General features: G+C 43.7%; 6 protein-coding genes and 1 pseudogene. All 7 read right to left on the bottom strand.

The features are described from left to right. Positions 1 to 714: pseudogene (locus DW182_RS22625) on the bottom strand (hypothetical protein); the annotation flags it as partial. A gap of 22 nt (positions 715 to 736) precedes the next feature. Beyond that, entirely contained in the window at positions 737 to 1,663 is a 927-nt protein-coding gene (locus DW182_RS21015; protein ID WP_370449838.1) for a family 43 glycosylhydrolase, read from the bottom strand. A 64-nt stretch (positions 1,664 to 1,727) separates the two neighbouring features. Then, complete coding sequence (locus DW182_RS21010) at positions 1,728 to 2,759, bottom strand: family 43 glycosylhydrolase (RefSeq protein WP_007661341.1); 1,032 nt, start codon at positions 2,757 to 2,759, stop codon at positions 1,728 to 1,730. A 2-nt stretch (positions 2,760 to 2,761) separates the two neighbouring features. Beyond that, the gene (locus tag DW182_RS21005; protein ID WP_118296726.1) at positions 2,762 to 4,582 is read right to left on the bottom strand and encodes a RagB/SusD family nutrient uptake outer membrane protein; all 1,821 of its coding nucleotides are present in this window, start codon (positions 4,580 to 4,582) and stop codon (positions 2,762 to 2,764) included. Between the two features lie 38 nt (positions 4,583 to 4,620). Continuing rightward, positions 4,621 to 7,743: a TonB-dependent receptor gene (locus DW182_RS21000; protein WP_118296724.1), complete on the bottom strand. Its 3,123-nt coding sequence runs from the start codon at positions 7,741 to 7,743 to the stop codon at positions 4,621 to 4,623. A 584-nt stretch (positions 7,744 to 8,327) separates the two neighbouring features. Further along, on the bottom strand, positions 8,328 to 11,063 hold the full coding sequence (locus tag DW182_RS20995; RefSeq protein WP_118296722.1) for a trehalase family glycosidase: 2,736 nt from the start codon (positions 11,061 to 11,063) through the stop codon (positions 8,328 to 8,330). Positions 11,064 to 11,074: 11 nt separating this feature from the next. Continuing rightward, the gene (locus DW182_RS20990) at positions 11,075 to 13,621 is read right to left on the bottom strand and encodes a glycoside hydrolase family 31 protein (RefSeq protein WP_118296720.1); all 2,547 of its coding nucleotides are present in this window, start codon (positions 13,619 to 13,621) and stop codon (positions 11,075 to 11,077) included. Positions 13,622 to 13,658: the final 37 nt, after the last annotated feature.

Raw genomic sequence — 13,658 nt, 5'->3', positions numbered from 1 at the left:
CAGGGTAATGCTATCACCCTTGCGAAGCAGCTGGAAAGCCTCAACGGAAGGGGCAAGAGTCAGTTTACGGATATAAGTCTTGGGAGCTTCCTTATAAGGGAAACCATAGGAAAGGACAGTCATGCCACCTATGTTCTCGAAGCCGGTATAGCCGATGGAAGTCTCACCGGAGACAATAACCTCGCCTTCTTTGTGAGTAGCCAAAGCCTCCTTGTCAAACTTGTCAATACGGATGACTGACATGGACTTGCCTTTACTTGAATTGAAGGCGGCAGTCAGAGGAGTACTCAGACGGTCTTCGCGTACCAGCCAGCTATCCGAGGTATGGAAAGAAGGGGCCTTTTCGGGAGAACGAAGATTCTGGCGGTACCAGAAACCGGGCATATAGAACTGGCAATCGGAATGACGGTATCCGGTTTTTATTTGCTCGCCATAATTGAAATAAACAGTATCCAAGGCCGTGATGACAACGTTAATACGCTGCTTGCCATCTTTATCAACTACCTGGCGGGTAATAACCAATGGCAACTGCTCGGAAGAGTGGCAGGTATACACACCGTCCTGCTGCTTCTGGAGAGTCAGTGAATAGTGCTGGGCGTCATTGCCCGGAACTTTTAAAGAAATGGAAACATTCTCAGGAGTATAATTTGCTGCTCCTATATTTGCAATGCCCGCAGAAAGCATTATCCCTAAAAACAATCTTTTTAACCTCATATTCAATCTTCATTTTACTATTCTACATTTCAGGTCTTTCAGCTTCTATCGACGGAGAATTGCCGGTCACTGATGGCCATCCGTCCTTCCAATTCACCTTATCCATCATCAGCACGCGACCTCCGGGATTTTTAGTACTCACTGCATGATAGAACATCCAGTCATTACCTGCTTTATCCGTTACAATCTCTGAATTATGCCCGGTACCTACAAAAGCATCATTCTTATGAATTAACACTTCATGGTGGTTATCCAGCATCTTCTTACCGCTTTTATCAACATAAGGTCCAAAAAGCTTCTTCGAACGACCTACAACTGTAGTATAAGTGCTCTTCAATCCTTCACAACAAGTACCTATGGATGCAAAGAAATAATAATAGCCATCTTTTTTATGAATATATGTTCCTTCATAGGCTGTCCCCGCTACCTGACGGAGTTTAGCACCTTTCTTTATAGAAAGTCCGTCATCCGACAGTTCAATACCATAAATTCCACGGAAACTACCCCAGAAGAGATATTTCTTTCCTCCATCCTCCATATAGAAAGGATCTATGGAATTCTGCACATTGATTTCATTGCTACGGAACATTTTCCCATGATCCTTAAAAGGGCCTTTAGGCTTATCGGCAGTAGCACATCCGATGCCACAAGTCCACTCACCTCCCCAAACGGACATGGAATAATAAAGTACATATTTATCACCTATTTTATTGATATCAGGAGCCCATAATCCTCCTTTGGGTTCAAAATTCGGCCGAGTGCTTTTAGTAAAAGCAGTACCCACATATTCCCACTTCATCAAGTCTTTCGAACGATGAATAGGCAGGTTTCGAATATCTTCAGTGGCATACAGGTAATAGTATCCATCCTCCCCTTTGATAATAGAAGGATCAGGTAAACTATAGTTTATAACCGGATTCTGATAACTCTTGACGGGCTTTCCCGCCATAAGCAGACAGCTTATGGCGAGAAAAGCTCCTATTAACAATATTTTCTGCATATATTCACTATTACTATTTACAAACCGGTGCTTCTGCTTCGGTAGATGGACTATTACCAGCAATTACCGGCCAATCATTCTCCCAAACAATCCGGTCGATCATCAGATAACGTCCTTTGCTTGGAGTGTGTCTGTCGTAACTGTGATACAACATCCACTCATTACCTTCGCTATCCGTCACAATCTCCGAGTTATGGCCAGGACCTACAAAGCGATCATTAGCTCTGATAAGAACCTCATATTTATTATCAAGCATTGATTCTCCATTCTTATTCACGTAGGGGCCTAAGAAAGAAGTAGAACGTCCGACAACAGTAGTATATGTACTCAACATTGAGTTACAACATGAACCTACAGATGCAAACATATAGTAATAATCACCACGCTTATGGATGTAAGGTGCTTCAAAAGCAGTACCCGCAACCTGTACTCTTTCTTTCTTTGCAGTTGCAAGGTCGGGATATACTCTTGTTCCGTCAGCATTCAATTTTACTGCATAAAGACCATTAAAACTACCCCAAACCAGCCATTTCTGTCCATTATCCTCAAAAAAGCAAGGATCGATAGAGTTTCTTACATTAATCTCATTTGAAGTAAATAACTTACCCTTTCCATCAACAGATATATCCAATGAGAAAGGACCTTCGGGAGAATCTGCAGAAGCAATTCCAATGCCGGCAGATGCAGGTTTACCCATAGCAGACATAGCATAATACAGAATGTATTTATCACCAATCTTCTCAATGTCCGGAGCCCATACTGCCGCACCAGATTCAGTAACAAACGAAGGTTTCTTCTCAAACATTTTACCACCATCTGTCCAATGGATCAAATCTGTTGATTTGCGGATTACAGATGTGTTGGTAGCATATACATAGAACGAATGATCGTTTTCTTTCCAAACTGTCGGATCAGCCGCACTGTAGTTAGTCAGCGGGTTTGAATAAGGGTTGTTATAAACCGGCTTTTTATTATTATCATCATCCGAACAGGATGCCAAGGCTCCTGTCAGAGCCAAGGCAAACAATATATATTTACTTCTCATAATCAATTATTATATCTTTTTTCAAGTTCTTCTACAGGAATATTATCTTCATAACCATCGTAACCGTAGTTCTGATTGATACGACCTTGAGTATTGGAAGCTATGGCATTACGCGGAATAGGCCACAATACATGATAAGGCTCTATAATGAATGCATTGGTAGAATAAAAGTACTTTTCTGCAAAGAAGTTGTTTTTTTCCATCATACGGTCATAGTACCAATTCTTCTCAGAGAATTTATCAAGAGAATATCCGTCTATGCCTTTTTCAGCCATCAAGTAAGCGATACGCGTCAATTCAGTCTTGCGGTGGTCTTCAAAGAACAGCTCACGGGCACGCTCGTCCAGAATATCATCCAACGTAACGGTCGGCAGTTCCGGAGCATTCACACGACGGCGGATTTCATTCACATCCTTAGCTGCCAGATCTTGCTCACCCATCCACCAGTAGGCCTCAGCCCTGTTCAGATAAGTCTCTGCCAGACGGAAGATGTACTGGTCAGTGAAACCACCCTCCGGTGCATTACCTCCGGCTTTTTGGTCATCCTTGTCAATCAGTACTTTCACAATTGGGAAGGAGAAGTAACAGCGCATGGTGTCCGAACAGTAAGCAGGATCCACCGGTTGCCCGAAGTACTTGGCACTACCTCCCTTTGCTGGCGGATTGTTATATACGATACGCGACTTGTCGAACCAGTTGTTGGGGTTGTGGCGCATATCATCACCGCAGTCTTTCCACAGATAATACTGCGCATAGTTGGTAGGACGAACCTTAGCCAATCCGCGACCCAGATATTCCAGTTGCTCGTATCCGTCATAGACACCCTTATTATCAGTACATCCTTTCTTGCCATCGGGAGTCTTCACCTTGTTATCATACCAACGCGGCACGAAAGTTTTCTTACGGCTGGATCCTCCTCCAGAAGAGCAGCCATCCAGACCGTAGATTTCCTGCCCGATCATGATGCCCTCCTTATTTTCCATGAGACTGATATTCTCTTCCTGGAAAAGATCATTGTAAACATCTTTAGTCTTGTCATCTGCATTGATTCCGAAACGCTCAGTCATCAGATGCAGACCATAATCATTGATGCAGCGGGTAGTGGCGGCCACAGCCTGCTTGAAGTCGCCCATTGCCAGGCATATCTTGGCAAGCAGGTGCTCACCGGCAGCTCTGTTCACAGCACCACGAACCACCTCTTTGGGTAACCATTGTACTGCATACTCCATATCTTTCTTGATGTTGGCGAGAATAGTCTTGCGCGACACTGTATTGAAGTCCAACTTGGCACCAGTGATTTCTTCATCAATCCAGGGGATGTCGCCAAACTGGTGCACCAACAGGTAGTACCAATAGGCACGATGGAAATACCCTTCGGCCAAACATGCGTTGCGATCCTCTTCCGTAGCCATTCCCTGCGCCTCGGGAGTACGGGTAATGACAGTGTTGGCATACTTGATGCCATTCCAGCCAAACACCCAATAACGGAGGTGCAAATGCATGTTGGTGGTAGGAGTCAACTGGGTCACCATATTGTGGATTTCCTTAGTCTCGGGACCGCCCATCACAGCCAAGTCGGACCAAGCATACTCATACACGGCAAAAGACTCACAGTTGCTGGCATTGAAAGCGTTTCCAAACCATTCAAAATTCATCTGCTTACGGCAGAGGCGGAGCATGGTTTCCACACCATCCTTATCCACAAAGGTGTTCTCAGGTGTCAGGAATGACATTGCCTTCGGATCCAGGTCGACACAACCGGACAGTCCGGCAGCTATCAGGCAAGTGGCCAGACCTTTTACTATATATCTCTTTGTTTTCATGTTGAATCTCTTTATTTAAAATATTTATTCTGTCAAGATTATAAGGTTACATTCACACCGAATGTCCAGATGCGCGGAGTAATGGCTTTCGTCAAGGGATCTGAAGTTCTCCACTTGGAAATGACAAATGCATTATCCACATTGATGCTGAAACGCAAGTTGTCAATCATGAACTTGTTGACCAGCTTCTTGGGGAAAGTGTAGGACAAAGCCATATTCTGCATCCGCAAGTAGTTTCTCTTCTCGTAGATGTTCACACCCGGGTTGCTCGAGTCTGAACCCAAACGGGCATACTTGTTATTGGGGGCCCAAGGAGTCCAGTATTCGGTCCATACGGAATTGGAAGTATCATAGAAACGATTAGTCTCATTTCTTGGTTGGTTATCGATATCCATCCAGCCGAACTCGCCACGCAATACAAACGAGAAATTGATGCATTTGAAGAGATCCAGATCACTGCTCAGCGTCATGCGATGCTTCGGAGTTTTAGTGCCTAACCAAAGTTTATCATCGTCGTTGATTTTACCGTCTTTATTGACATCCAACAATTTCGGGTCACCCGGTTGCTTGCCATATTTGTCCGCTTCCAATTCTTCACCCAGCTGCCATACACCTATCCACTTATAGTCATAGATTTCATCAATGGCGTGTCCGATATACCAGCCGTTTTGCACGTCGTCATCCTCACGTTGTCCGATGACATTACCGTCTGCATCCAGCACATCAACCATATCACCATACAAATGTTTAATTTCATTCTTATTGGTAGAGTAAGTAAATGTGGTGCTCCAACGTACATTCCGGGAGTTCACATTTACACTTGATAAAGTCAATTCAGCGCCCCGGTTAGCAAGTTCTCCCAAGTTGGAAGCAATCTTACCATATCCTGAAATTTCAGGCATAGCACGGTCCATCAGCAAATCATTTGTCTTATTCTTATAAAGTTCTACAGAACCACTCAATCGGTTGTTGAACAATCCGAAATCAACACCAAAGTTGAATCCAGTAGTAGTTTCCCACTTCAGATTTCTGTTGGCCAAACTTGAAGGATATACACCTTTATAATTTACAGCATCTTGGATAACATTGGTAATGGTTAGTCGTGAGAAAGCTGCGTAGCGACCAATATCACGGTTACCGGTCTGTCCCCAGGAAAGACGCAGTTTCAGGTTGTTGATCCACTTCACATCTTTCAAAAACTTCTCTTCAGAGATGCGCCATCCGGCAGCTACCGTAGAGAACACACCGAAAGGGTTATTCTGACCAAAGGCGGAGAAACCGTCACGACGAACAGAGCCGGTTAGCAAATAACGATCCATCAAAGAGTAATTCAAACGCCACAACAAACCATTACCGGTTTGCATTTCATCATTTGAGCTTACTGTAGGAGTGATACCGGCCTGAATGGCATGAAAGCCCAAAGCACCGTTAGGTTGGAAACCTTCATTGTTTCCGGTACTTTGCCAATTCTGATATTTTTCAGCAGTATATACGAAAGTAAAATCGAGATTATGTACTTTAGCAAAAGTGCGGTTCCACTTCAACATATTGTCAATGCTCCATTCGTAGTCAGAATAATCTACGCGTTTTGCCTTACCGCCTGCCGCTACACCCGGCTTGATGTCAGAATCGAAGTAGTAGTCTTTTCTCCAACCATAACGGATATTGAAAGTTGTCTGCCAAGAGAAGCCGTACGGAAGGGTCAGTTTACCGTAGATACTTGAGTTGAAAGTTTGCGTGCGGTAGTATTTTTCATCTACCGAGCGATTCAGCAATGCATTATTAACACGGTTGTCATCCCAAGGATTGATCTTGATGCTGCCGTCAGCCTCATACACATCACCAAACGGACTGGATGCCCTGGCGTTTCCTGTATCTGCTTTGATTTCATCCGAACCCTTATGGGTGAATTGTGCATTCAAACCGAAATTCAGCCATTTCGTAATTTCCGTATCCAAATTCACACGTGAACGGGAGGCACGATACTGGTCACCCACCACGATACCGTCGTTGTTCGTATAGCCCAACGATACATAATAATTGGTTCTTTCCGTCTTACCGGAAACAGAAGCGTTGTAGTCCTGTCTCACTCCAGTCTGATAGACAAGATCCATCCAGTCAACAAACTTACCGGCCTTGTAGTTCTGTATTTCAATAGGATTGAAGTTCAGACGCTGCATCCAAGTTTCAGTGTAGTCACCCGAGAAAGAAGGGTCATAGGCAGCCCATTCGTCGCGTGACACACCCTCGGGCAAGTTATCGGGGTTGTCATAGTAACCCTGGCCCTTCTGCTTATCACCCGGTGTAAAGTAGTCAATGGTCTTATAGTAATCCATACGACGTTGCATATACTGCTGGGCAGTAGGCATTTCAGGCATAAAGGTTGCCTGCGACACACCGATTTTTGTACTTACATTAATAATAGGCTTTTCAGAAGTACCTTTTTTGGTATTAATAAGGATAACACCTGCCGAACCTTTAGAACCATAAATGGCAGTAGAGCTGGCATCCTTCAGGATATCCATACTTTCAATATCATTCGGATTAATATCTCCAATATTACCATAGAATACAACACCGTCTAAGACGATCAGAGGAGAAGTACTGGCTTTCAATGACTGCTTACCACGGATCAGAAGTCCGGAAGCACCACCACCAGCTTCGGTAGAGGGAGTGATGTGTACACCAGGAACTGCACCGACCAAGAAGTCAAGAGCATTTGTTGCAGCTCTGTTTTTAGTAACTTCTTCACCAATGTGCGCCACGGCACCTGTTACGTCTTTTCTCTTCATCGTACCATAACCCACCACCACAACTTCTTCCAACAACTTAGAGTCTTCAGCCAACGTAACATTCAAAGTTTTGGTGTTAGCATCAATTGTTTTTTCCTGGGTTTGATAACCGATGAATGAAAATACTAAAGTAGCCTTCTGCGCAGGAACGCTCAATGAATATTTACCGTCCAAATCGGTAATTGTTCCCAAAGTAGCATTACCCTTTACAGTTACGTTTACTCCAATAACTGTTTCGCCCGTGGCATCTTTAACAACACCCGTGACAATTCTGCCCGACTGGGCCTGAACATAAACCGTAGAGATCAGGAAGAGGAGTACCATCCTAACCCTTGCATCAGAAAAGAATCTTAAAATCTTCTGCTTCATAATATTAAATTTAAAAAAATTGAAAGACTGTCTTGTGCTTCAAAGCACGACAAAAGTAGAGATTCAGTTAGATAATAGGTAACAAAGTTATCTCTAAAAAGAGAAAAAACGTCTCAAATTAGCGGTCTGATAGGCGCAAAACAATGGTAGACACAAAATTATCAATAATGAGACGAATATCTTATTTAGGTATCTCAGAAATTAATAACACAACTACTTTACCACCCTACCACATATTGTTCATAACCGTGTAAAAATGAGTGAAATGCCTTCCATTTATTTATCTAAATTTATTACCAGCGAAGCAGCAAAAACGTAACTATTTGATTATGAGTATATATAAATAGAGACTATCTCAGTCGTATACTTAGGGTACCTCAGTCGTATACCGAGATACCCTAAGTATACGACTGAGGTACCCTAAATATATGTTTTGGGTTAGGTATTTGCTTTTCGTAAAAAAATATTCCTTTGTCGTTTGGCTCATATCCCTACAGTTATGAAGCTCAGGATGACGGATACTACTGGCTATCAAAAGCGAACTGATAAATCATCACTTCATTCATATCCGCTCAGTAATGAGTTTAATTAAGAGCTCGGATTGTGAGTTCACCTGTTTTATTAGTAGCCGGCAAAGTAATTTCTAACATTCCGGCATGACCAGGTCTGAACTTGACAGGCTTGCCATTGAAGAATGCTTCGTATGTATGTTCTGCATCCATACAGACAATCATGCAGCGTTCATGGGCCTTTGTCGAATCGTCAAAAGAGATATCAGCCTTATATCCAGAACAAGTACTATTGAATTCGCTCTTCGTAATCCATACCTCAAAGCCGGTAGAAACTTTACCCGGCTTATAATAGGCAGCAAACCAATTCAAAATAGGTGATGAAAGTCCGGAAAACTGGTGCCACCCCGCTCCTCTTCCCGAAGAGATAATGAAATGCTCAAACGTAAAATAGCTTGCTGCACATTCCTTTTCCCAATTATCCAGGGCTGTATGCGCCACCCGGTAGGCTTCTTCTCCCTTACCTAAATCTAAAAGAGTTTTCCACATTACCCACTGATGGGGAAACCATACGGCACCATTCCAATACCCATCTACTTTATAATAAGGCGCAGACTGGTCTACCGTTGAAATTCCTACTTTTGTCCATAACTCATCGGGAGAAAACAGATGTCCCACCAACCTATTTACCTGATCCGGAGAACAGATACCTGCTGTCAGAGGAGTCACTCCATCCAACCCCTTGTTAAAGTTCGACCGGTCCTTATACCGTAAGATTTCCTTCGCATTCTCCAAGGAATCATGGAGCACATACCCAAAATATCCGCTTTCTTCGTCCCAAGAGTAGGTTTGCAAAGCATTCGACAGTCGTCCGATTACCTGCTCATATTCTTTCATATCCTTTTTCAGTCCCAACTCTTTTGCCGCCAGGCGCAGTATTTTCGCAGCCCGCAGATAATAAGCTGAAGTAACTACAGGAGTCACCAGTTTATTCCCCCCACGTGCATGCTGAGGCGGATAATCGTCCCATCCACCGGAATTATAGAAATAATCCCAGGTGCGAAGCAGACCGGAACCTTTCATCCGGGTAGTAGAGTAAGGATCGTTTCCAACCATAAAGTTAAAGAACTGTTTCAGTCGGGGATATAAGAATTCCAAGGTCTCACGTGACAGGCTATTGTTCCACAAATCAGCGTAAGCATACATCTGGATAGGCAATGGAGTGCCATGATGAATAAAAGCCGATTCACTCCCTACCGGAGTTGTATAGGCCTTGATGCATTCGAAAGCCTTAGCCGGATCCACATCAATCAGTCCCAGTGCAATGAATCCGGAATCCCAAGTATAAAGACTATTCCAGTTCTTGCCCGGTGTGAAATGCCTGATGTACTCTTTCTGCGTATAAACCGGATATACGATATTCGATAAAAGCGAGGCTTGCAATAAACGATTTCCCAGAAGATACTTCTCTCCGCCCGGTAACACTTTATCCTTAGACTTTGCACCTTCCGTAGATTTAACCTGCGCAATCAGTTTATCCGGAATTGAATGGAAACTCTGCAATTCTTGTTGTACCTGTTCCTTATCTCCTGTGCATACCAACATGTAAATGGTCTGTTCAGAATCTGGTTCCAGCACGACAGGACGCAAAAAAGCATTCGTATAGTGCCACTTCCTATCTCCAACCAGCCTTGACGAGACATGATCGTGCACCTTTCTCCGGAAGAAAGATTCCAATTCACCGTTCAGTATTTCCCGAACTTCCGAATGCTGATGGTTCCAAGCCACCCCATAATAGTTTTCACAGTCCTTGTACTTCAGGATAAAGTCTTTCTTGTTTTTACCTACTTCCATTGCAGGAGTAAAAGGTATCGGCGTACGGACTACTTTTACATTGCTGATATCATCCGCACTGCCTATAAAGAATCCATCCAGACCGATTTCAACGGTACTGCCCGAAATAAGTTCCAGTTTGTATTCTCCCGCCTTCTTATTCTGATAAAGAACTGATACGAAAGAAAATTCTCCCGTACCTTTCAGAGTAACAGATTGTTCTACCAGTCCTTTCAGCTGTAGTACAGCGTTCTCTCCCTTCTTTACCTTAAATCGGATGCCTATGGCTCCGTTTTCCTGATCCGGAAGGATCTTCACCTGATAACTCAGGCGGTCACCTTCGCTCCTACCGAAACCTCTCCCCAGAATCGAACCATCGAGAGACGAAGCAGTACGTTCTTCATTCCGCCGCCACCCATCATATACCAGTCTGTATTGAGGCGATTTCCGAACAGGTTCATTCTCCGTATAATCAATGGCATTATACCATTGCAGCCGCGATGCTCCTGTAGCAGTTACCTGCGGATACGTCTCAGGATAGTCTATATAAGCCATCTGGTTCAGAACCAGATTCTGAGGCATCCCTGTATTGTTGACACAATGTATTCCGACCAGTGTGCGGTTATCATCCAACACGTAATAAGTGACATCCGTATAAACCTTGTCCTTCCACTCCAGTTCATATCGATAAGTGATGCGATTCACCTCCGGATTTATCTCCCATGGATAGTAAGACGATTCAAACAGGACATGAGGCACCAACTGGCGATTCCGATAATATCCGGGCATCACGGAGAAATCAAAACGTATTCCTTTACTCATATCAGGTATGTGCGAGATGCCTGCATAGCGTTTGGAATAAGGTCCCCATGCATGTAAAGACGCTATATCATGGCTGTCCACCTGGGAGGGCAAAGAAGCCCCCATACAGTGAAAAGCCATGAAAGCGGCCAAAAATATCATCAAATATCGTTTCATCTATCTATTATTTATCGCTTGCTCCAACAAACAGATTGCAAAAACCATGTTGCAAGATCACTCTTCATTCCTTGTCGTTCCAACACTGCAGGCAGTTCATTATAACTTTTCCAGAAATCAGCGATCAAAGCGGGCATTTCGGAGGGAGCATAGGTCACTGCTTCACTCAAACTTCCCATTTTACCAAACTCTTCTTTAAAGACAATGTATGAATTACGATATTTCAGTTGTTCCATACTCTTCGCTATTCTTCGGGATGCTCCAAGAAGTCCGTTCAGATCGACCTTTTCAGACGGATAAACGATTTTAACCACCTTTTCCTGATCGCAAGCCTGAGCAGGAACATCGATCAAAAGGGCAAAATCTTCACCTGAGTACTGGTATTTAGCCGGATGTCCATTCACCGTAACAGACTGGGGAATGAGAGAAGAAAACACCTTCACCTTAAACGGGCGGGCAAGGGGCATATCCTTATAAGCACCCTCACGTTTACCTATCACAAGCGTTTGTTCATTACCATTGCGGACAGAACTCAACTTAGTCACAGCATATTCGGATGCATAATTCTTATCATTGCCATTATCTTCGTACAACTTGAACTCAGCAGTATCGCCTCCACCGGGGAAAACCGTTACTGCCACCTCTTCGTCATTGCCATTCAGATTCATCACATTATCCAGATACATGGGCAATATGGCACCAGCCTTTATATAAATCGGATATTCATCAACGGCAAAAGAGCGTTCCACAATCTGATTCCCTTTCAGCAAAGCACCTGTATGCCATTCATACCATTCTCCTTCCGGCAACCATACACGCACCTGTGCATAGTCATTCTCTACCGGAGCAGTGACCGGCATAACCAGCACATCATCTCCGAACATATATTCATTTCGGAACTCATAGGCTTCCTTATTTTCCGGATAATCATAATACATGGGGCGGCAGAGTGAAATTCCGTCATCATACCCCTTGCGGGCCATCGTATAAATATAAGGAGCCATCACATAGCGTTGGCGAATCGTTTCACGAATGATGTCACAATATTCCTTGTTGAATACCCAAGGTTCTTTATTCAATTTAGCCCCTTTCTGAGAGTGCGTACGCATAATCGGGCTTAATGCTCCGAATTGTAACCAACGGGTATACATTTCGGGATCTATCTGACTACCGATATGTCCTCCTAAGTCATGGCTCCAATAGCCATACAACACATTAGAGGCAGTAGAATTGAAATAAGGCTGAAAATCCAATGATTTCCAAGAGATCACCGCATCACCGGAAAAGCCTACCTGATAACGATGGTTTCCTAATCCTCCCCAACGGTGATATAACATCGGGCGAGTCTCCCGGCGCTTTTCCATATCACTAAAGAATGCATAATTGATCCACCACGTATTACTCAGATTCTTCATCTTCGGGTCAAACATTCCCTGCTGCCAGTCCAGCCACCAGAAGTCTACTCCATCTTTCTCCATCGGACCCAGTATATTCTTAAACATACTCCGGATGAACTTTTTATCGGAATTAACCCAGGGAATCGTCTTCTTTGTCTCAGGATCGACTCCCATGTCTTTCGCCATCTCCGTATAGTTTTCTTCGTATGCAGCCACTCCGTCTGCCGGATGCAGATTAAGAGTAATTTTCAGGTCATTCTGCTTCAGATATTTCAAGAAACCTTGGGGATTCGGAAATAAATCCCTGTTCCAAGTCCAACCGGTCCAGCCTCCTTTACCCTTCTCGGTATAATGCCAGTCCATATCTACCACCAACACATCCAAAGGAATCTGATAAGTATTAAAATTATCAATTAGGTTACGGAACTCTTTATCAGAATACAACCAATAGCGCGACCACCAATAGCCAAACGCATAGCGGGGAGGCAACGGCATCTTACCTGCAAAGAGAGTGTAGTCTTTCAGAGCTTGCTTGTAATCATGCCCGTAAGCCATGAAATACCAGTCCTGTCCTCCGTTGGCGGGACGTTCTTTCGCCCACTCCCAATCCGGATCGTTATCGAACAGAAGTCCTTGTGAATCATCAATAAAAGACCAACCATCAGTAGCCAGCAAACCGTCTTCCAACTTCAGTTGTTCCCCTTTCTTGGTATCAGCTACCCAAGTTTGAGTTTGCGTTTCACCATCCATTCCGTCCAGAGTGCGGTAAGTACCTTTCAGATTTCCTTTTTGCTGCACTCCGGGCTTCCAAGTGAATGGAAATGCCCCTTTCACCGCTTCAATCACTAGATTGTCTCCGGTAAACTGACCACTGTCTTTTTTATAACGCATCCTCATCTTAGAAGTCGTTATTTCAATCCACGCCCCTTTTGACTTCAGCTTATAGTCTACATCCGGATAGAGGCGGTTCACCGCAACAAAAGATTTGTTATCTACAAATTTGCCATCCGGAGCATACTCTAAACGGAGTGTTCCATCTGAGATAACCGTAAAGCGCACATTATTGTCAGCATATGCTATGTTTTGATGCATATCCTGAGCTCCCAACGATAACAAGATACCTTGTAACATACAAAAGGCAAGTATTAACTTTTTCATCATAGTAATATTGATATTTATGCGAATCAGGGGTTAAATG

It is taken from the genome of Bacteroides sp. AM16-24, assembly GCF_003471885.1.
In the GTDB taxonomy this organism is placed as follows: domain Bacteria; phylum Bacteroidota; class Bacteroidia; order Bacteroidales; family Bacteroidaceae; genus Bacteroides.
This window is presented reverse-complemented; position numbering and strand designations above follow the sequence as displayed.